General features: G+C 60.9%; 16 protein-coding genes. 12 read left to right on the top strand and 4 right to left on the bottom strand.

The features are described from left to right. Window positions 1-180 precede the first annotated feature (180 nt). The 4 genes from R5M92_RS07070 to sixA all read left to right on the top strand — a co-directional run bounded on the left by R5M92_RS07070 (window position 181) and on the right by sixA (window position 4,350). On the top strand, window positions 181-510 hold the full coding sequence (locus R5M92_RS07070; RefSeq protein WP_346798929.1) for a YkvA family protein: 330 nt from the start codon (window positions 181-183) through the stop codon (window positions 508-510). A 151-nt stretch (window positions 511-661) separates the two neighbouring features. After that, a complete protein-coding gene (gene htpG / locus R5M92_RS07065) occupies window positions 662-2,566 on the top strand; it encodes a molecular chaperone HtpG (RefSeq protein ID WP_346798927.1) in 1,905 nt (634 codons plus the stop codon). 161 nt (window positions 2,567-2,727) lie between these two features. Beyond that, the gene (locus R5M92_RS07060; RefSeq protein WP_346798926.1) at window positions 2,728-3,828 is read left to right on the top strand and encodes an NAD(P)H-dependent glycerol-3-phosphate dehydrogenase; all 1,101 of its coding nucleotides are present in this window, start codon (window positions 2,728-2,730) and stop codon (window positions 3,826-3,828) included. 48 nt (window positions 3,829-3,876) lie between these two features. After that, the gene (gene sixA / locus R5M92_RS07055; RefSeq protein WP_346798925.1) at window positions 3,877-4,350 is read left to right on the top strand and encodes a phosphohistidine phosphatase SixA; all 474 of its coding nucleotides are present in this window, start codon (window positions 3,877-3,879) and stop codon (window positions 4,348-4,350) included. Between the two features lie 46 nt (window positions 4,351-4,396). Here sixA and gatB read toward each other — a convergent pair whose 3' ends face one another. Genes gatB through gatC form a run of 3 tightly spaced genes read right to left on the bottom strand, consistent with a single transcriptional unit; the run spans window position 4,397 to window position 7,655 of the window. Then, entirely contained in the window at window positions 4,397-5,851 is a 1,455-nt protein-coding gene (gatB, locus tag R5M92_RS07050) for an Asp-tRNA(Asn)/Glu-tRNA(Gln) amidotransferase subunit GatB (RefSeq protein WP_346799287.1), read from the bottom strand. Beyond that, a complete protein-coding gene (gatA, locus tag R5M92_RS07045; protein WP_346798923.1) occupies window positions 5,851-7,311 on the bottom strand; it encodes an Asp-tRNA(Asn)/Glu-tRNA(Gln) amidotransferase subunit GatA in 1,461 nt (486 codons plus the stop codon). The genes gatB and gatA overlap by 1 nt, the downstream gene beginning before the upstream one ends. A 56-nt stretch (window positions 7,312-7,367) precedes the next feature. Further along, window positions 7,368-7,655 (bottom strand): Asp-tRNA(Asn)/Glu-tRNA(Gln) amidotransferase subunit GatC, encoded by a 288-nt coding sequence (gatC, locus tag R5M92_RS07040; protein ID WP_346798921.1) that lies wholly within the window; start codon window positions 7,653-7,655, stop codon window positions 7,368-7,370. A 326-nt stretch (window positions 7,656-7,981) separates the two neighbouring features. Here gatC and R5M92_RS07035 point away from each other — a divergent pair, with 326 nt between their 5' ends. The 7 genes from R5M92_RS07035 (at window position 7,982) to tldD (ending at window position 18,008) form a co-directional block, all read left to right on the top strand. Beyond that, the gene (locus tag R5M92_RS07035) at window positions 7,982-9,019 is read left to right on the top strand and encodes a rod shape-determining protein (protein WP_346798920.1); all 1,038 of its coding nucleotides are present in this window, start codon (window positions 7,982-7,984) and stop codon (window positions 9,017-9,019) included. A 22-nt stretch (window positions 9,020-9,041) separates the two neighbouring features. Beyond that, window positions 9,042-9,998 carry a rod shape-determining protein MreC gene (gene mreC, locus R5M92_RS07030; RefSeq protein WP_346798918.1) on the top strand — a complete coding sequence of 319 codons (957 nt, stop codon included), beginning with the start codon at window positions 9,042-9,044 and terminating at the stop codon, window positions 9,996-9,998. Further along, window positions 9,998-10,486 (top strand): rod shape-determining protein MreD, encoded by a 489-nt coding sequence (gene mreD, locus R5M92_RS07025; protein ID WP_346798916.1) that lies wholly within the window; start codon window positions 9,998-10,000, stop codon window positions 10,484-10,486. Before mreC ends, mreD begins: the two co-directional genes overlap by 1 nt. 11 nt (window positions 10,487-10,497) lie before the next feature. Beyond that, the gene (locus R5M92_RS07020; protein WP_346798914.1) at window positions 10,498-11,121 is read left to right on the top strand and encodes a Maf family protein; all 624 of its coding nucleotides are present in this window, start codon (window positions 10,498-10,500) and stop codon (window positions 11,119-11,121) included. Window positions 11,122-11,201: 80 nt separating this feature from the next. Further along, window positions 11,202-12,665, top strand: coding sequence for a ribonuclease G (gene rng, locus R5M92_RS07015; protein ID WP_346798913.1), 1,464 nt, complete (start codon window positions 11,202-11,204; stop codon window positions 12,663-12,665). Window positions 12,666-12,669: 4 nt separating this feature from the next. After that, entirely contained in the window at window positions 12,670-16,560 is a 3,891-nt protein-coding gene (locus R5M92_RS07010) for a YhdP family protein (RefSeq protein WP_346798912.1), read from the top strand. Beyond that, complete coding sequence (gene tldD, locus R5M92_RS07005; protein ID WP_346798910.1) at window positions 16,557-18,008, top strand: metalloprotease TldD; 1,452 nt, start codon at window positions 16,557-16,559, stop codon at window positions 18,006-18,008. The genes R5M92_RS07010 and tldD overlap by 4 nt, the downstream gene beginning before the upstream one ends. Window positions 18,009-18,051: 43 nt before the next feature. Here tldD and yjgA read toward each other — a convergent pair whose 3' ends face one another. Next, the gene (gene yjgA, locus R5M92_RS07000; protein WP_346798909.1) at window positions 18,052-18,573 is read right to left on the bottom strand and encodes a ribosome biogenesis factor YjgA; all 522 of its coding nucleotides are present in this window, start codon (window positions 18,571-18,573) and stop codon (window positions 18,052-18,054) included. Window positions 18,574-18,671: 98 nt separating this feature from the next. On the opposite strand from yjgA, the gene pmbA reads away from it, so the two are divergent. Beyond that, on the top strand, window positions 18,672-20,018 hold the full coding sequence (pmbA, locus tag R5M92_RS06995; protein WP_346798907.1) for a metalloprotease PmbA: 1,347 nt from the start codon (window positions 18,672-18,674) through the stop codon (window positions 20,016-20,018). The last annotated feature ends 3 nt before the right edge of the window (window positions 20,019-20,021 follow it).

The following is a 20,021-nucleotide window of genomic DNA, read 5'->3' as shown; positions in this document are numbered from 1 at the left end:
ACCTCATCGACGATTGATGACCCATACTGGACGACATGGGGATGAACCTACAGGGGAACCCTGGTGAAAGAAAAAGTTCTGATGACGAACAGGATAGGACAATGCGCAGAGGTTCAATAGCGCAGACGCTCAAGAGCGCAGATGCAATAGCAGTGGAAGCGACCAAAGCGAGGTGAACGAATGGCAATGCTCTCCAAGATATGGTTCTGGAATCGCTTGAAAAGTCGGACCTGGGCCTTCAAGCGTATGGGTAGGGCGCTGCGGCTTTTTATCCCCATGACTCGGGACGTGGTAAGCGGACGCTATCGTCCCGTTCCCTGGGAAGCGTTTCTGCTGATGGGCGCGGCCCTGGCCTATCTGGTCATGCCCTTCGACCTGATTCCGGATTTCCTCATGCTGATCGGGGTGGTGGACGATGTGGTCATTGTCGGCTGGTTATTGAGTCGGGTGGACAAGCATCTGGCCGGTTACCGTGCATGGCGTGAAAACACGCCGGCAAGGGCCGAGTGACTAGCGAACTCCCGTCACAAAACGTCGGCTACGTGCCGTCTCAAATGGCTTGAAATAAGCCAGGCAAGCCCCATATCACGATCACGCAATTTTAGGCGCGCCGTTTCGGCGCCTATTAAGTGACTGACCTACAGTGATTGAGGGCCGACCCATGTCGACAGCGACTCGCGAAGAAACTCTGGGCTTCCAGACGGAAGTGAAACAGCTCCTGCATCTGATGATCCACTCCCTTTATTCCAATCGGGAGATCTTTCTGCGCGAGCTGATTTCCAATGCGGCTGACGCTTGTGACAAGCTGCGTTACGCAGCGCTGGATAACGATGCGCTGTATGAAAACGACAGCGAGTTGCGTATCGAGATAGAGCACGACAGCCAGGCCAATACCGTGACCGTCCGCGATAACGGCATCGGCATGAGTCGCGACGAAGTCATCAGCAACCTGGGCACCATTGCGCGCTCCGGTACCGCCGAATTTCTCAAGCAGCTCTCCGGCGAACAGCAGAAGGATGCCAAGCTTATCGGCCAGTTCGGGGTCGGCTTCTACTCCGGTTTCATCGTCGCCGATGAAGTGACGGTGCGTACGCGTAAGGCGGGCAGCCAGACCGAGGAAGGCGTGGAATGGCGCTCCCGGGGCGAAGGCGAGTTCACCGTGGCGGAAGTCGACCTCGAGCGCCACGGCACGGAAATCGTCCTGCATCTGAAAGAGGACGCCAAGGAGTTCGCCGACGATTACCGCCTGCAGAGCCTGGTGCGCAAGTACTCCGACCACATCGAAGTGCCGGTGCGCATGCCCAAGGTCGAAACCGCCAAGGATGACGAAGGCAACGAGATCGAAGGCAGCGAGGTAGTCACCTGGGAGACCGTCAACGAAGCGACTGCGCTGTGGGTGCGCCCCAAGAGCGATATCAGCGATGACGAGTACAAGGCCTTCTACAAGCACGTGGCCCATGATTTCTCGGACCCCTTGACGTGGAGTCACAACAAGGTCGAAGGCAAGCTCGAATATACCAGCCTGCTCTACGTGCCTGGTCGGGCGCCCTTCGACCTGTACGAGCGCGATGGCGCCCGTGGCGTGAAGCTCTACGTCCAGCGCGTATTCATCATGGACGATGCCGATCAGTTCCTGCCGCTCTACCTGCGCTTCGTCAAGGGTGTGCTGGATACTCGCGACCTGTCGCTCAACGTGTCCCGCGAGCTGCTGCAGCAGGACCCCAAGGTCGACAAGATCAAGAGCGCGTTGACCAAGCGTTCGCTGGATATGCTCAAGAAGCTGGCCAAGGACAGTGCCGCCTACCAGACCTTCTGGAATACCTTCGGCAGCGTGCTGAAGGAAGGCCCCGGCGAGGATTTCGCCAATCGCGAAGCTATCGCCGGGCTGTTGCGCTTTGCCAGCACACATACCGATTCCGCCACTCAGGATCAATCTCTGGCCGACTACGTCGAACGGATGAAGGAAGGCCAGCAGAAGATCTACTACATCGTGGCCGACAGCTTCAATGCGGCCAAGAACAGCCCGCATCTGGAGATCTTCCGCAAGAAGGGTATCGAAGTACTGCTACTCTCCGATCGCATCGACGAGTGGCTGATGAGCCATCTCACCGAGTTCGACGGCAAGAGCTTCGCCGATGTCGCCAAGGGTGAGCTGGACCTGGGCGATGTGGAGGACGAAGAGGAGAAGAAAGCCAAGGAAGAGACGGCCAAGTCCAAGGAAGATCTGGTCAAGCGGGTCAAGGAAGCGCTGGAAAGCGATGTCCAGGAAGTGAAAGTGACCCACCGTCTGACCGATTCACCGGCCTGCGTGGTGCTGCCCGAGCATGAAATGGGCTTCCAGATGCGCCGCATCATGGAGGCGGCGGGGCAAACCTTGCCCGAAGTGAAGCCGATTCTGGAGCTGAATCCCGAGCATGCCCTGGTGGCACGTCTTGAAGGCGCTGAAGGCGAGCGTTTCAACGAGCTTGCCCACATTCTTCTCGACCAGGCCATCATCGCCGAAGGCGGCCATCTCGACGATCCGGCGGCTTACGTCAAGCGCCTGAATAGCCTGTTGACCGCCTGACGTTATCGCTGAGCCACCAAGCCGCCTTGGCCATGCCAAGGCGGCTTTATTTTGCCTTCTGTAAACCGGCCAGCTGATGTCCCGTTGCTGAAAGGGTCTGGCCCCGTTATTACAACGGTCTGGTAAGATGGCATGACATAGCTGCCGGTTAGGAATCCACCATGTCTGAGCAACAAATCAACGTGGCCGTGCTGGGAGGAGGAAGTTTCGGTACGGCATTGGCCAGTATCGCCGCCGACAACGGGGCCCGGGTTCGCCAATGGATGCGCGATGGCGAACTGGTCGACCAGATCAACTCGACCCACCGCAATGGGCGCTACCTGCCCGCCTATGCCATCAATCCCGCCGTTACCGCCTCGACCGACATGGCGACCGTGCTGGAAGATGCCGAGCTGGTACTGATCGCCATTCCCTCCAAGGCGTTTCGCAGCGTGGTCCAGGCTGCCAGGCCCTGGCTAAAGCCCGAGCAGATACTGGTGAGCACCACCAAGGGCATCGAACAGGAGAGCTTCCTGTTGATGAGCGAGGTGCTGGATCAGGAAATTGGTTTTCCCCATGTGGGAGTCATCGCCGGCCCTAATCTGGCTTCGGAAATCGCCGACAAGCAGCTGACCGCTACGGTGATCGCCAGCCACGATCCTCTAACACGTACCCGCGTCCAGCAGGTGCTCGGCTGCCGCTACTTTCGTGTCTACGCCAGCGACGACCGTCACGGGGTGGAACTGGGCGGGGCGCTGAAGAATATCTACGCCATTGCGGCGGGCATGGCGGCGGCCCTGGGCATGGGTGAGAACACCCGCAGTATGCTGATGACCCGGGCCTTGGCCGAAATGAGCCGTTTTGCGGTGGCTCAAGGCGCCAATCCGATGACCTTTCTCGGCCTCGCTGGTGTGGGGGATCTGATCGTGACGTGCTCGTCGAACCTGTCGCGCAACTACCGTGTGGGCTACGCCTTGGGACAGGGGCAGACGCTCGAGCAGGCGGTGGACTCCCTGGGCCAGGTCGCGGAAGGCGTGAACACGGTGCGTCTGGTCTGCGACAAGGCGCGCAATTCCGGCGTTTACATGCCCTTGGCGGAAGGCTTGTATCACGTGCTGTTCGACAATGTTCCGCCCAAGGACATGGCACTCTCGTTGATGATGGGAGAACAGAGTAGCGACGTGGAATTCGTGCTGCCGCGTGAGGCGGTACAGCAGGCGCATCGCAACAGTACAGGAACTTCGTCCGACGAGTCGGGAGGCGATGGGCCCGAACGTACATAAGATTAAGTTCGAGCGGGCTTGTGTTCGAGCAGACGAGAAAGGTGATGCATGGCAAGAATGGGAATCATGCGCCATGGCGAAGCCGCTGCGGGCGCGCCGGACAGTCGGCGCGAATTGACCGAGCAGGGCCGGCGTGAAGTACGCAAGATGGCCCGCTGGTTGGCGCAGCGCGATGATATCGGTGCCATCCGGCTCGTCGCCAGCCCTTTCGTTCGTGCCCAACAGACGGCGGGTATCATCGGCAAGATATTGGCCGTCCCTGTCGAGACTCTGACGTGTCTGACCCCCGACGATACTGTGCAGTCCGTCAGCGACTGGTTGCTGGAGTGGTTTGATGACGGCGCATACTTGCTGCTGGTCAGCCATATGCCGTTGGTGGGAGACTTGACGGCAATGTTGGTGGAGGGGTCTCGAGAGCGCGGGTTGGCGTTTCCCACCGCGGCGCTTGCCGAGCTGGAAGCGCCGATCTGGGCGCCGGGCTGCGCCACCATGAAGCGCTTTACGCAGCCCGGCCAGCTCTAGTGGCGTGGCACACCTCTAGATCAGGTCTCGCTTAGCCCAGGTATCGTTACAGCAAGGCATCGAGTTTTTCCTTGAGCAAGGTGTTGACCTGCTGCGGGTTGGCGGTACCGCGCGAGGCCTTCATCACCTGACCGACGAAATAGCCGATCATCTTGCCGCGCTTTTCCGGCTCCGAGTCGCGATACTGAGCCACCTGGGCGGGGCTTTCCGCGATCACCTGATCGATCATCGCCTCGATGGCGCCGCTGTCGGTGACCTGTTTCAAGCCCTTGGCTTCGATGATCGCGTCGGCACTTTCTCCCTGGCCGTTCCACAGGGCCTGGAAGACTTCCTTGGCCGCCTTGCCGTTGATGGTGTCATCCAGGATGCGGGCGATAAGTTCTCCCAGCTGACGGGAGGAGATCGGACTATCGGCGATCGCCAGGTTTTCCCGATTGAGCGCGCCGGTAAGCTCGCCCTGTACCCAGTTGGCGGCCTGCTTGGCATCCCCGCAGACCTCCTTGACCGCTTCGAAGTACTCGGCCACGTCACGGCTGGCGGAAAGCACGCTCGCATCGTAGGCGGAAAGTCCCAGCTCATTCTCGAAGCGTGCCCGCTTATCGGCAGGAAGCTCGGGCAGGCTGTCGCGCAAGTGCTCCACATAGGCATTGTCCAGCACCACCGGCAGCAGGTCGGGGCAGGGGAAGTAACGATAGTCGTTGGCCTCCTCCTTGGTACGCATGCTACGAGTCTCGTCTCGCTCGGGGTCGAACAGACGGGTCTCCTGAACGACCTTGCCACCATCCTCGATCAGTTCGATCTGGCGCTCCACCTCGAAAGCGATCGCCCGCTCGACGAAGCGGAACGAGTTGACGTTCTTGATCTCGGCGCGGGTGCCGAACGCCTCCTGACCCTTGGGACGCACCGAGACGTTGACGTCGCAGCGCATCGAGCCTTCGGCCATGTTGCCATCCGAGATGCCGAGATACGTGACGATGGAGTGGATCGCCCTGAGGTAAGCGGCGGCCTCCTTGGCGCTGCGCATGTCGGGTTCGGAGACGATCTCCAGCAGCGGTGTACCGGCGCGGTTGAGATCGACGCCGGTCATGCCATGGAAATCTTCGTGCAGCGACTTCCCGGCATCTTCCTCCAGGTGGGCATGGTGAATGCGGATACGCTTGGTGGTGCCGTCGTCGAAGCCTATCTCGACTTCACCGGGGCCGACGATGGGGTGATACATCTGGCTGGTCTGGTAGCCCTTGGGCAGATCCGGATAGAAGTAGTTCTTGCGATCGAAGACCGACACCTCGGGAATATCGGCGTGGACGGCCAGGCCGAACTGCACTGCCATGGCTACGGCTGATTCGTTGAGGACCGGCAACACGCCGGGCATGCCCAGGTCTACCGCGCATGCCTGGGTATTCGGCTCGGCACCGAACGCTGTGGAGGCGCCGGAAAAGATTTTCGAACGGGTGGCAAGCTGGACGTGAACCTCGAGTCCGATCACGGTTTCCCATTGCATCATGCGTTCTCCTCGGCAAGGGCGGGACGGCGGCGGTGCCAATCAGTGGCTTGCTGGAACTGGTGGGCGACATTGAGCAGTTGCGCTTCGGCGAAGTGCGTGCCGAGAATCTGCAGGCCCACCGGGCGCCCACCGACGAAGCCCGCCGGGACACTGATGCCCGGAATGCCCGCCAGGTTGACGGCAATGGTATAGATATCCTGCAGATACATGGAGACCGGGTCCTTCTTGGCTCCCAGGTCGAAAGCCGGTGTGGGGGAGGCCGGTCCCATCAGCACATCGACTTCTTCGAAGGCATCGAGGAAATCCTGGCGAATCAGTCGCCGCACCTTCTGAGCCTTGAGGTAGTACGCATCGAAGAATCCTTCGGAAAGGGTATGGGTGCCGATCAGAATGCGGCGCTTCACCTCATCGCCGAAGCCTTCATCCCGCGAACGCTTGTAGAGATCCATCAGATCCTGCGGATTCTTGCAGCGATGGCCGAAGCGCACGCCGTCGAAGCGCGACAGGTTGGAGGAAGCTTCCGCCGGTGCGATCACGTAATAGGCGGGAATCGCGTAGTGGGTATGCGGCAAGCTTACTTCGCGCACGGTGGCACCCAGCGACTCGTAGACACTGACGGCGCTGCGGATGGCGGCTTCCACGTCGGCGTCCAGGCCATCGCCGAAATACTCCCTGGGCAGGCCGATCTTCAAGCCACTGAGCGGAGCATCGAGTGCTTCGAGATAATCCGGAACGCCGCGGGCCACGCTGGTAGAGTCGCGCAGGTCGTGCCCGGCGATGGCGCCCAGCAGGTGCGCGCAATCTTCCGCCGAGCGGGCCATGGGACCGGCCTGGTCGAGGCTCGAGGCATAGGCAATGATGCCGTAACGCGAAACACGGCCATAGGTAGGCTTGAGGCCGGTGATGCCGCAGAACGCCGCCGGCTGGCGGATGGAGCCGCCGGTGTCGGTGCCCATGGCGGCCGGTACCAGGCCGGCTGCCACGGCGGCGGCGCTGCCGCCGGAACTGCCGCCGGGCACGGCACTAAAGTTCCAGGGATTCTTTACCGCACCGTAGTAGCTGGACTCGTTGGAAGAGCCCATGGCGAACTCATCCATGTTGGTCTTGCCCAGGCTGACGGTGCCGGCGGCATTCAGCCGTTCCACTACCGTGGCGTCATAGGGGGCGACAAAATTGTCGAGCATCCGCGAGCCGCAGCTGGTTTTTACCCCTTGGGTGCAGAAGATATCCTTCAGCGCTAGAGGAATTCCCGCCAGCGGTCCGGCTTCGCCCTTGGCCCGTGCGCGATCGGCGGCATCGGCAGCGACCAGGGCCTGTTCCGCGGTCACGCTGATGAAACTGTTGAGTTGAGCGTCGAAATGCTGAATACGCTTGAGATAGTGAGTCGTCAGCTCGCGGCTGGAAAGTTCACCACCGGCCAGGGAGGTAACGAGTTCGCTTAGTGTCTTGTCATGCATGGCCCTGAGGCTCCATCAAGATTGCCGTAACGTGAGAATGCTGAACCATGCGGGCGTTATTCCACTACCCGGGGAACGAGGTACAGGCCGTTTTCCACGGCAGGGGCGCAGCGCTGGAACTTTTCGCGCTGATCCGTCTCGGTCACTTCATCGACACGTAGCCGCTGGGTGGCGTCCAGCGGATGGGACAAGGGCGTCACGCCATCGGTATCCAGCCCCTGCAGCTGGTCGACCATATTGAGAATGTGGTTCAGGTCGTCGACGAACCCGGTGGCTTGGGCATCACTTACCGCGATGCGGGCCAGGTGCGCGGCCCGGCGCACATGAGACTCTTCAAGCGCCATGATCGAAATATCCTCGCGAACGTAAAAAAGCGGTGAAAAAATATCTCTCGGGGAGATGATGATAATATTTGCCGGCGAGCGTTTTCGAGATGTCCCGATTTCAGTAGCATGTTGCCGCTCTCGGCACTGCCTCGTGACGCATTCTCGAAGGCATCGTCGCCGTCATTAGACGTCTTCGTTAAAGACGCAGGAAAATAGCTGCAAAAGGTACCACATCTTGGCCGCCACGGGCAGCGCGCTGGTGACTCGCGCTTGCTGCCGGGGGGTTGCGGTGATACCGTTTGCATCCGCACAGGGTTCCCGGTCTGCACTAGGTAACAACGTCCATGTTCAAACGTTTGAGGGGGCTGTTTTCCAGCGATCTATCGATCGACTTGGGAACGGCCAATACACTGATTTACGTACGCGGTCGTGGCATCGTGCTCGACGAGCCATCCGTGGTGGCGATTCGCCAATCCGGCAACATGCGCAGCGTGGCATCGGTGGGTGCCGACGCCAAGCGCATGCTGGGGCGCACGCCCGGCAACATCACCGCCATTCGGCCGATGAAGGACGGTGTCATCGCCGATTTCACCGTCACCGAGCAGATGTTGCAGCATTTTATCCGCAAGGTGCACCAGAGTACCTTCCTGACTCCCAGCCCACGCGTACTGGTGTGTGTGCCGTGCATGTCGACCCAGGTCGAACGGCGCGCCATACGCGAATCCGCCGAAGGGGCGGGCGCCAGGGAAGTCTTCCTCATCGAGGAGCCCATGGCCGCCGCGATCGGTGCGGGGTTGCCGGTCGAGGAGGCACAAGGCTCGATGGTGGTGGATATCGGTGGCGGAACGACCGAAATCGCCATCATCTCGCTCAACGGCGTGGTCTATTCCGAGTCCATCCGCGTCGGCGGCGACCGCTTCGATGAGGCAATCACCGCCTATGTGCGCCGCCACTATGGCAGCCTTATCGGTGAAGCTACGGCCGAGCGCATCAAGGAGGAGATCGGCTGCGCCTATCCCGGCGGCGAGTTGCGTGAGATCGATGTACGCGGTCGTAACCTGGCGGAAGGCGTTCCCCGCAGTTTCACCCTGAATTCCCACGAGATCCTCGAAGCCCTGCAGGAAACACTGGGCTCGATCATCGCGGCGGTCAAGAGCGCGCTGGAACAGTCTCCCCCCGAGTTGGCCTCGGATATCGCCGAGCGCGGCCTGGTCCTTACCGGCGGCGGCGCCTTGTTACGTGACCTCGACAAGCTGATTGCCGAAGAGACCGGCCTGCCGGTGATTGTGGCGGAAGATCCGTTGACATGTGTGGCTCGCGGAGGTGGCAAGGCGCTGGAGATGATCGACCAGCATACGTTCGAGCTACTGTCCAGCGATTGAGCGGCGGCTGACTGCGGGGGATTTGCCTATCAAACCGCTGTTCTCGCACGGACCCTTGCCTGGCTACCGGTTGTTTTTCTGTGTCTTGGCGGCGAGCGCGCTGATGTTTGTCGACCAGCGTTTTACCCGCATGGAAAGTGTGCGCGCCCAGTTGACCATGGTGGTGGCCCCCATTCAGTGGGTGGTGAGTGTCCCTAGCGATATTCTCAACTGGGGCACACTGGCCTTGTCGGACCAACGCACGCTTGCCGAGGAGAACCAGCGCCTGCGTGAACAGATCCTCACGCTTTCCCACCGTGCCCAGCGCATGGCCAACCTGACGGCGGAAAATGTCCGCCTGAGGGAGCTGCTGGGCGCGGCGCAACGCGATGACCTGCCTTACATGACCGCCGAACTCCTGTCGCTGGACAATGATCCCTTTAGCCATCAAATGGTGATCGACCGCGGACGCCGCAATGGCGCCTACGTCGGCCAGCCGGTCCTGGATGCCTCGGGCCTGGTGGGCCAGGTCACGGCAATTTCCGCCTACTCCAGTCGCGTATTGTTGTTGACCGATGCCAGCCATGCCTTGCCGGTCCAGATCAACCGCAACGGCTTGCGCTTTATCGTTCAGGGTAGCGGGCGTTACGGCGCCTTGAACGTACTTCACGTTCCCGATACAGCGGATATTCGCGAAGGCGATCTGCTCACCACATCGGGAATGGCGGGACGCTTCCCGACGGGCTATCCGGTCGCTCGGGTGACCGAGGTGTATCACGATCCCGGCCGGCCGTTTGCCCAGGTGACGGCGGCTCCCATGGCCAAGCTGCAACGGTCACGACATTTCCTGCTGCTGTTTCCGCCACGGCGTGAGGGGTTGCGAAATCCCGTATGGGACGAGGCGTTGCCCCACGTTCTTTCATCGGAAGCGATCGAGGCGGCGGAGCGGCTGGCGCCACCACCCGTGGACGCAGAATCGACCGGCTCGGAGGCACGCTGATGGCCCGTACCCCCTTGATACCGTTGCTGGCGATCTGGTTCAGCTTGTTGCTGGCCTTGTGCCTGCAGGTGATGCCGCTGGCGGATGGCTGGCAGGTATGGCGTCCTGACTGGCTGGGACTCATGTTGATCTACTGGTGCATGCGTACCCCGGAACAGGTCGGCGTCTTCCACGGGTTCGTGCTGGGGATTCTGCTGGACCTGATCAATGGAACGGCTCTGGGTCAGAATGCCTTGACGTTGTCGCTTCTGGCGTTCCTTTGCGCCCTGGTGTATCCGCGGTTTCGCGCCTACTCCCTGCTCCAGCAAGCGGCACTAGTATGGGTGTTGCTGGGTATCGTGCAATTGGTCGAGCAATGGTTGAGGACGATGATCGGCGATTTTTCCATTCATCTGGCCTTTCTTATCCCGTCGCTGATCAGTGCCGCTCTGTGGCCGTGGCTGGCGACGATGTTCAAGGCGCTGGAGCAACGTCTGGCACGGCCTTGAGGATACACGGTATGTTATCTTTCCCAACTGTTTCCTCCCCGACGTTATGTCTGGCCTCGGCATCGCCTCGACGGCGCATGCTGCTGGAGTCGATCGGGGTGAAAGTGGTGGTGCAATCTTGCGATATAGACGAAACCCCCGCGTCCGGCGAGCTACCCACCGGATATGTGACGCGGCTGGCCAGAGCCAAGGCTGACGCGGCCAGACATGTCGACTTGCCCACACTCGGCTCGGACACGGCCATCGTGCTCGACGGTGAGATACTGGGAAAGCCCCGCGATGCGGCTCACGCCGCCGTGATGCTGAGGGCGCTTTCCGGGCGCACCCATGAAGTGCTGACCGGCGTGGCGGTTCACGGCTCACGGGGAGATTTCTATGCCTGCGTCACCACCCAGGTGGAAATGCGTGATCTGAGCGACAGGGAAATTGCGGCATACTGGGGCACCGGTGAACCCGAGGGCAAGGCCGGAGGATATGCTATTCAGGGGCTGGCAGCCGTTTTCATCAAGCGAATCGTTGGAAGTTACTCCGCCGTGGTGGGCTTGCCGTTATACGAAACCGCCGAATTGCTGCGCCAGCACGACGTGCCGCTGTGGAGCGGTATCTGGACCCCTGATCTTCTGGATGACACTTAGTTTCTGCCTGAAATAGTTTTTGCCTGATCAGGCCTTGCCTGAAAAGTCGGCCATTCTAACTAAATGACAAGGAACCCTGCATGAGCGGCGAAGTACTCATCAATCTGACACCGATGGAGACCCGCGTGGCGGTCGTTGAAAACGGTGTCCTGCAGGAAGCGCTGATTGAGCGTTCTCGCCGTCGCGGCATCGTGGGCAATATCTACAAGGGCAAGGTGGTACGGGTTCTTCCCGGCATGCAGGCGGCATTTGTCGATATCGGCCTGGAGCGGGCGGCTTTCATTCATGCCCATGAAGTCATGCCATCCGGTACCCCCGCGGAGGAGCAGCTCACCATCGGCCAGCTATTGCATGAAGGCCAGGCGTTGGTCGTGCAAGTGACCAAGGACCCCATCGCTTCCAAGGGCGCCCGACTCACGACTCATCTCTCGATACCCTCGCGTTATCTGGTGTACATGCCTGACTCGCCACATCACGGCGTCTCCCAGCGCATCGAGGACGAGCAGGAGCGTGAACGCCTGCGCGAGTTGCTGGAAACGAGCGCCGCCGAGCAGACCCTGGAGATTCACGGCGGGTTTATCGTTCGAACCGCGGCCGAAGGGGTGGGTAAGGAAGAGCTTAGTGGCGACATGCATTTCCTGCTGCGTCTGTGGCGCAAGGTCAGCGAACGCAAGATCACAGCGAGTTCTCCCTCCGTCATCTACGACGACCTGCCGTTGTTCATGCGTACCTTGCGCGATTTCATGCGTGACGAGATCGAGAAAGTCCGCATCGATTCCCGGGAGAACTTTCTCAAGCTGGTGGAATTCGCCGAGGAGTTCATGCCCGCGGCGGTGGACCGTATCGAATACTATCCCGGTGAACGTCCCATCTTTGATCTATACAGTGTCGAGGACGAGATCCAAAAGGCTCTGGGACGCAAGGTGCAGCTCAAGTCGGGCGGCTACCTTGTGATCGATCCGACCGAGGCGATGACGACGATCGATGTCAATACCGGTGGCTATGTCGGTCATCGCAATCTCGAAGAGACCATCTTCAAGACCAACCTGGAAGCCGCCACCGCGATTGCGCGGCAGCTGCGCCTGCGTAACTTGGGCGGCATCATCATTATCGATTTCATCGATATGGAAGATACCGAACATCAGCGGCAGGTACTGAGGGTGCTGGAAAAAGCACTCGAACGCGATCATGCCAAGACCAAGTGTACCGGGGTCACCGAGTTGGGTTTGGTACAACTGACGCGTAAGCGAACTCGGGAAAGTCTCGAGCAGACGCTGTGCGAAGCCTGCCCGACCTGCGCGGGGCGCGGCACGCTGAAGACACCGGAAACGATATGTTACGAGATCTTTCGGGAGATATTGCGCGAAGAGCGCGCCTACAGCGCCGAGACCTACATGGTGCTGGCCTCGCAGCCCGTCGTGGACCGCCTGCTCGACGAAGAGTCGGCGGCGGTTGCCGATCTCGAGATGTTCATCGGCAAGACCATTCGTTTCCAGGTGGAGCAGCACTATTCGCAAGAGCTTTACGATATCGTGCTGATGTAACGCCATGAGCAGGATGCGCCTGGGGCTTCGTTGGGTCTTGACCTTCCTGGCAGTACTGCTCGGCAGCCTGGCGGCTGTGCTTCTGTTGTTGCGCTTGGTGATGAGCCAGGCGGAGGCATTGACCCCGCGAATCGAAGCGATGCTAGAGGCGCGTATCGGGGCGCCCGTGGAAATTGGCTCGCTCTCCCTCTCCTTCGCACGCAATGATCCGCTGCTGGAAATCGTCGACTTCAAGGTGCAGACGCGAGAGGGCGAGGCTCTGCTGGCCCTGGACAAGCTCCGTCTACGGCTGGACACCTGGGATTCGATTGCCGCCTGGTCGCCGGTATTCAATGATGCCCGGCTGGATGGACTGTCGCTTCACCTGTATCAGGATGACGCATCCCGCTGGCACTGGCCGGGAGCCGCCGGGCTCCCTGTCGACTTCAATACCGATACCGAAGTGGACATGGCGCGCCTGGATCGTTGGGCGGGCCTGATCTTGCGTCAGCGGCTGTGGGTAGAAAACAGCCGCTTGATGCTGCATGGCCTCGAGCAGCAAGTCACTCTGACTGCTCCCGACTTGCTGATGACCGGGGACGAGCGCCATACCCGTCTTGAAGGTCAGCTGGAAATCACCCATCGAGGCTCCCCTGCACAAGAAACAAAGTCGCAGCCATTGATGCATATGTCCGTGGATGTTCAGCCGGGGCGACGCGGCTTCAGTGACTTCTCCGCCGCCTTGCAGGCGGACCTGCAATTGGACAATTTTCTAGTCCTGATGGAAATGCTGCGTCCGGAGCAAGTGCCGCAACTGGAGCACGTAGAGGGTGACTTGCGCCTATGGGGGCGGTGGGAGGATGGAGCCTTGGCGGATTCCCGTGTCGATATGGACGTGCCCATACTGGCGATACGCCACCAGACGCATCGTGCAGTTTTGCAGGATATTCACGCACAGGCGCAGTGGCTGCGTACCGAGGTGGGAGGAGAGGCGTGGCTACAAGCGGATGCCGATAGCGCCAGCTGGGCCCGGCCGGTTGGCGTTGGAGAGAAAGAGGGCCCGGCCTTGCCCAAGCAATGGTATCTGTCCCATGGCGCCCAAGGGTGGCAGATTCGCACAAGCGAATTCGAGCTGGCTTCACTCGCTGCCTGGCGTGACTATGTTCCCTTGCCTGAATCGTTGTCCCGGGTATTGTCGAGTTTGGCGCCGCGTGGCCAGGTAACGGGGTTGAGTCTGGGGCGCCATGACGACGAATGGACCGCCCAGGCAGCGGTGAAACGACTCGAAGTATCGCCCTGGGAGCAGGCGCCAGGCGGTGGGCCGCTGGATGCTTGGGTGGAAGCACGTGATGAGCGAGGACGAGTGCTTTTCAATAGTAGCGGTATCACCACGCTTTCTTTTCCCAAAGTTTTCATCAATCCCATGGTATTGGAACAGGCACGGGGCGAAGTGCAGTGGGTCTATGATGGCCCCGCCAGCCTGGTCAGTGGCAAGGATCTGCGCATCGCGTGGGATGGCGCGCAATTGCAGGGCGGCTTCGGCCTGGTCACGGGAAAGGAGCGGGGCCATTTCGGTCTCGACATCGCCTTTACCGACGTAGATGCGCTGGAGCGGCCGCTGGAGCAGTGGTTGCCCCTGGTGTTGTTTGACGAAGGATTGCGCGACTGGCTGCTGAATGACGTCGGCGGCTATGTGGAAGAGGGTTCCTTGAAGCTGAGCCGGCCGCTGTTCGAAGGAGCCGAGGCGGAGGATACCGACCTGGAGCTGATGTTGAGCATCGTCGACGGGCATCTGCCCATTGCCGAAGACTGGCCCCTGCTTGATGGGGTGAGCGGTCGAATGAAACTGGTCAACCAGCGCCTCGAAGCTGTGGTCGAAAAAGCCCACAGCCATGGAGTCCTGGCCCAGAATGCCGAGGTGTTACTCGAAGATGGCTTGCTGGCGGTTGCGGGAGAGCTCGAGGCTGAGACGACGGCACTCAAGTCTTTCTTGCAGGCCGCTCCCCTGGATGGCATCGAGATGCTGCAGGATTGGCAGGGCAAAGGCCGGGTGGAGGGGCAACTAGCCCTGGAGACGCGGCTCGATGCGCCGGAGTCTCTACTGCTGGAAATTGATACGACAGGGCGATTTTCCGAACTCGCCTATCGCCCTCTGGGGCTTGCCATCAGCGAGGTGAAAAGCGATCTTGCCTGGCGTCAGCGAGGTGAGAAGGGAGGGCTCAGCGGTTACGCCGAGGGTCGCCTGTTGGGCGGCAAGGTCGCGGCGGATATCGATACATTGAACCATGGCATTGATTTTACGGGGAGGGCTCATGCCGGCCCGCTATTGACCTGGGCGGGCCTGACGGGCAATCAATCGCAGGAAGTGGCGACGGGGGCATTCGACTGGCAGGGGCGGCTGGCGCTGACGCCCCGCCCGCGCTTGCAGCTTCAGAGCTCACTCGTCGGCCTGGAATTGGCAATGCCCGCTCCGTTAACAAAGCCCCGGAATATTGCCTGGCCATGGCGAATGGATGCTCAGTTGGAGCAGGGACGATGGGAGAGCCAACTGGCCAACGTGGCGCATGTTCGCAGCCTAACGATAGACAATGCCTTGGCCGGCCGCGTCTGGCTGGGGGAAGCGCTGCCCGCCACGGGCTGGCCTCAGCAACCGGGCTGGGAAATCGACGCTGATGTTCCCAGCGTGGACCCGGTCGCCTGGTATGACGTTGCCCAGCGCTTCCAGGGCGGCACCGATCCGGGAGCGGAGCAAGGGGGATGGGAGGGAGTCAGCAATCCCTGGCAAGTGAACTTGCAGACCCACTGCGTCTCCTTCCAGGGAAAATGCCTAGGGGAGCTCAGCGCCGAAGGGCGTGTGGAGTCGTCCAGCATCGACTTCAACGTGGGTGGCACGCTGGTCAGGGGACTGGTGAACTACGATCCCCAGGCGGAGCATCCGCTGGATATCGCCTTGAGCCATATGAATCTGGATCTGCTGCTGGCTTTCCGCGAAAAGAGCGATGCAAGGGACACCACCCCGCAGCCCTCTCGGCACCCGACACTCTCCTGGACTGAAGAGATCGAAACCCGTCTGGAAGAGCCGAGGCCCATGCCCGACTGGTTGGGCGCAGTACCGGATGGTCGCTTCAGGCTGGCTGATGTGATCGTCAACGACCAGCAATTTGGGCCGATGACAGCCTTCTGGGAGACACGCGATGATCGCTTCTCTCTCGCCCCGGTCGGCTTGACCCTAGGTCAGACATCGGCTCGCGGCGAATTGCAGTGGGTGCGCCAGGGGGCGAGCAGTCGTACCTTTGCCGATCTGACCTTGCAAGGCCGCGACATCGGTACCACCCTGGAGCGGCTGGGCCAGCCTGTAGCGTTGCGCAGCGGCAGTGCTTCCATCGCGTCGCGCCTGGAGTGGCCCGGTGCGCCCTGGCAGTTCGATCTTCGCCGCGCCGATGGGGCGTTGGAGATGGATCTTCAAGACGGCCGCTTCCTGGCCTTCGAGTCCACTCCCGCTCGGCTGATCGGCCTGCTCAATTTCGAATATCTTTTACGCCGTTTGCGGCTGGGTTTTTCCGATCTCACCGGCGAAGGCATGGCGTTCAATCATGTGCGCGGTGCTGCCGATATTCGTGATGGCAGCTTGACCACACGAGGCCCGGTCGAGATCGAAGCGCCGGTAACGACTTTCACTCTCGACGGCAGCGCGAACCTGATTCGCCGGGAACTGGCTCTGCGTTTGGGCGTCATACTACCGGTCAGCCAAAGTTTACCTCTGGCCGCTCTTGCGGCGGGAGCGCCCGTGGTGGGCGGTGCCCTGTTTATCGCTCATACCCTGTTTGGTGACGCCATCGAGCGGGCGACACGAATTCACTATCGCGTACGCGGCCCCTGGGCCGACCCGCAAATCACCCTGGAAGGTGCCGAATGACACAACAGACTGCCATGCTGGATACCGCCGTTACGACATTGTTGACGCCGGGAGGGCTGGATCTCGATGCGCTTGACACGGGGTTGTCTCATGCACTGGGAAAGGGGGTGGATTATGCCGATCTCTACTTCCAGCGCAGCTGGCAGGAAGGCTGGATGCTGGAAGACGGCGAAGTGAAGGAAGCCAGTTACAACATTGATGGTGGTGTCGGTGTCCGTGCGCTTTCCGGCGAGAAGACCGGCTTTGCCTACTCCAACCAGATAACCGCCGATGCTCTGGTCGATACCGGACGTACTGCTGCCGGTATCGTCCGTAGTGGAGCGCGTCTGAGTGGCCAAGGCGTGAGCCCGGTCGCCGTCACACAGCGCTATGCCAGCGATGATCCCGTTTCCGGCCTGGGTGCCGAAGAGAAGGTCGCCATGCTGAAACTGGCCGACCGTGTGGCGCGGAGCTTGGACCCGAGCATCAGTCAGGTGAGTGCATCGCTTAGCGGTTCCTATGAAGTCGTCCTGGTGCGCGGTAGCGATGGCACCCTGGCAGCGGATATTCGCCCACTGGTGCGTTTCAATGTGAGCGTCATTGCGGTCAAGGGCGATCGACGCGAGCGCGGCAGTGCCGGTGGCGGCGGGCGTTTCTCCATGGCCCGCCTGCGTGACGATAACGTCGCCGAGCGTTACGCCCGGGAGGCGGTTCGGCAGGCCCTGGTCAACCTCGATGCCATCGATGCCCCGGCGGGACGGATGCCGGTAGTGCTGGGGCCGGGGTGGCCGGGCATTCTTCTGCATGAAGCGGTGGGGCACGGACTGGAAGGAGACTTCAATCGCAAGGGGAGTTCGGCGTTCGCCGGTCGCATGGGACAGCGCGTGGCGGCCAAGGGTGTCACCGTGGTCGACGACTCCACCCTCGATGGCCTGCGTGGTTCGTTGAGCGTGGATGACGAAGGCACGCCCGGGCAGTACACCCCGTTGATCGAGGACGGGATCCTTACCGGCTACATGCAGGACAAGCTCAACGCCCGCTTGATGGGCATGGCGGCAACCGGCAATGCTCGTCGCGAATCCTACGCGCACCTGCCCATGCCGCGCATGACCAATACCTACATGCTGGCGGGGCAGGACGACCCGCAGGACATCATTCGCAGCGTGAAGCGAGGCATCTACGCAGTCAGCTTCGGTGGCGGCCAGGTCGATATCACCTCGGGCAAGTTCGTCTTTTCCGCCAGCGAAGCCTACATGATCGAGGACGGTAGAATTACCGCCCCGGTCAAGGGCGCTACACTGATCGGCAATGGGCCCGAGGCCATGGGGCGAGTCTCGATGATCGGTCACGACATGGAGCTGGATACGGGAATCGGCGTGTGCGGCAAGGAAGGACAAGGCGTGCCGGTGGGGGTCGGCCAGCCCACCTTGAAACTGGATGAGCTGACCGTGGGTGGCACACAATCGTAACCGCTCGGGCATGTGGTCGGAGTGAAGCGTGCGTGATCAGAGCTTACAACGCTGCCGTATCGCGTAGATGCTTGAACAGCTTGCGTGAAGCGGTGGGCGGCTTGTTCTGATCGCGCTCGCGGCGAGCATTACGCGCCAACTGGCGCAGGGCTTGACGATCGGCATCGGGATAATCGGCCATGAACGCTTCGACGCCCTGGTCGCCTTCTTCGATCAGGCGGTCGCGCCACTTTTCCAGACGGTGAAAGGCATGGTCACGCTGATGTTTTTCCTGCTCGATGGCATCGAAGACCGCCTGGATGGCGACCAGGTCCTCCTTGCGGATCAGCTTGCCGACGTATTGCATATGGCGCCTGCGACCCTCGTGAGAGCGGATACGTGACGTTTCCTCTATGGCGCGCAGCATGTCATCGGATAGGGGGAAGCGGGCAAGTTCGGCGGGCTTCATGGCGATCAGGGTTTCGCCGAGTGCCTGGAGCGCGTGCATTTCCCGCTTCAGTTGCGATTTGCTGGGTCGTTCGTCAAGGGCATCGGATTCGATGGGCTCGGGACGTTGTTTAGGCATGGTGTGGCTCATTGACGTTTTCAGGTACCGGCAGTATATCAGGCCGCAAGCGACATCATTCATCCGCCGGGCAATCCCGGCAATGGAAGGAGAAAAACATGACCCAAGCGTTTGATGCGCAAGCGCAGCAGGAACTTCTGGAAAGCCGTGCCGCTCAAGCGTTGTCGCTGGCAAGGCAGCTGGGCGCGGATGCCTGCGAAGTCGGCGCAAGCGTGGACCAGGGCGTGGGCGTCAGCGTGCGCCAGGGTGAAGTGGAAACGGTCGAGCTTTCCCGCGATCAAGGCATTGCCGTGACGGTTTACCTGGGCCAACGCAAGGGCAGCGCCTCTTCGACCGATGCGGGAGAAGACTCGATACGGGCGGCGGTGGAAAAGGCGATCGCCATCGCGCACTACACCGGCGAGGATCCCATGGCGGGGCTGGCGGATGCCCACCTGATGGCGCGCGAATTACCCGATCTGAAAGTTCATCATCCCTGGGCGTTGACCACGGACGAAGCCATTGAATTGGCCCTGGCCTGCGAAAACGCCGGCCGCCACGTCGAGGGCATCACTCAATCGGAGGGTGCGTCGCTGTCGACGGGAGAAGGCGTGCGCGTCTACGCCAATAGCCACGGCTTCATCGGCAGTCAGCGCGGCAGTCGCCATTCGCTTTCCTGTATGCTGATCGCCGAAGACGGCGCCGGAATGCAGCGCGACTATGAATACACCTCGGCGCGTGACCCGAGCTTGTTGCAGAAGCCCGACGCAGTGGGACGACAGGCGGCCCAGCGCACGCTACGTCGACTGGGTGCTCGGCGCCCCGCGACCGGGCGTTTCCCGATATTGTTCGACCCCAGCCTGGCGAGCGGCTTGATCGGCCACTTGATGGGAGCCATCGCGGGTGGTGCCATCTACCGACAAGCGTCTTTCTTGTGCGACCGACTGGGAGATAGCGTCTTTCCGCAGTGGTTCAATCTGGAAGAGCGGCCGATGGAGCCGGGCGCCATGGCCAGTAGCCCGTTCGACAACGAGGGGGTACAGACGCGCAATAACCGTTTTATCGAACAAGGTAGGTTGGCAAGCTATATGCTCTCCTCCTATAGCGCCAGGCGCTTGGGCATGGAGACCACCGCCAATGCCGGGGGCGCTCGCAACCTGCGCTTGCAGGTTCCCCTGGAGTCACGCGCAAGCCTGCTCAAGCAGATGGGAAGCGGCATCTGGGTAACGGAACTGATGGGCCAGGGAGTTAATAGCGTGACTGGCGACTACTCTCGGGGTGCCGCCGGTTTCTGGGTGGAAAACGGTGAAGTTCAGTACCCGGTGGAAGAGTTCACGATTGCCAGTACCTTGCAGTCGATGTTCAAGGGACTGGTAGCGATCGGCGATGACACTGATACCCGGGGAAGTATCCATACCGGCAGCTGGTTGATCGATGAAATGACGGTGGCTGGAGGGGAAGACTGAACA

It is taken from the genome of Halomonas sp. Bachu 37 (assembly GCF_039691755.1).
In the GTDB taxonomy this organism is placed as follows: domain Bacteria; phylum Pseudomonadota; class Gammaproteobacteria; order Pseudomonadales; family Halomonadaceae; genus Vreelandella; species Vreelandella kashgarensis.
Note: the sequence above shows the minus strand (reverse complement) of the source record. Positions and strands in the feature narration are given on the sequence as shown.

Bases quoted from the DNA above. Each gene is read 5' to 3' on its own strand.
- R5M92_RS07070 (WP_346798929.1), top strand. From the start codon at position 181: ATGGCAATGCTCTCCAAGATATGGTTCTGGAATCGCTTGAAAAGTCGG.
- htpG (WP_346798927.1), top strand. From the start codon at position 662: ATGTCGACAGCGACTCGCGAAGAAACTCTGGGCTTCCAGACGGAAGTG.
- R5M92_RS07060 (WP_346798926.1), top strand. From the start codon at position 2,728: ATGTCTGAGCAACAAATCAACGTGGCCGTGCTGGGAGGAGGAAGTTTC.
- sixA (WP_346798925.1), top strand. From the start codon at position 3,877: ATGGCAAGAATGGGAATCATGCGCCATGGCGAAGCCGCTGCGGGCGCG.
- gatB (WP_346799287.1), bottom strand. From the start codon at position 5,851: ATGCAATGGGAAACCGTGATCGGACTCGAGGTTCACGTCCAGCTTGCC.
- gatA (WP_346798923.1), bottom strand. From the start codon at position 7,311: ATGCATGACAAGACACTAAGCGAACTCGTTACCTCCCTGGCCGGTGGT.
- gatC (WP_346798921.1), bottom strand. From the start codon at position 7,655: ATGGCGCTTGAAGAGTCTCATGTGCGCCGGGCCGCGCACCTGGCCCGC.
- R5M92_RS07035 (WP_346798920.1), top strand. From the start codon at position 7,982: ATGTTCAAACGTTTGAGGGGGCTGTTTTCCAGCGATCTATCGATCGAC.
- mreD (WP_346798916.1), top strand. From the start codon at position 9,998: ATGGCCCGTACCCCCTTGATACCGTTGCTGGCGATCTGGTTCAGCTTG.
- R5M92_RS07020 (WP_346798914.1), top strand. From the start codon at position 10,498: ATGTTATCTTTCCCAACTGTTTCCTCCCCGACGTTATGTCTGGCCTCG.
- rng (WP_346798913.1), top strand. From the start codon at position 11,202: ATGAGCGGCGAAGTACTCATCAATCTGACACCGATGGAGACCCGCGTG.
- R5M92_RS07010 (WP_346798912.1), top strand. From the start codon at position 12,670: ATGAGCAGGATGCGCCTGGGGCTTCGTTGGGTCTTGACCTTCCTGGCA.
- tldD (WP_346798910.1), top strand. From the start codon at position 16,557: ATGACACAACAGACTGCCATGCTGGATACCGCCGTTACGACATTGTTG.
- yjgA (WP_346798909.1), bottom strand. From the start codon at position 18,573: ATGCCTAAACAACGTCCCGAGCCCATCGAATCCGATGCCCTTGACGAA.
- pmbA (WP_346798907.1), top strand. From the start codon at position 18,672: ATGACCCAAGCGTTTGATGCGCAAGCGCAGCAGGAACTTCTGGAAAGC.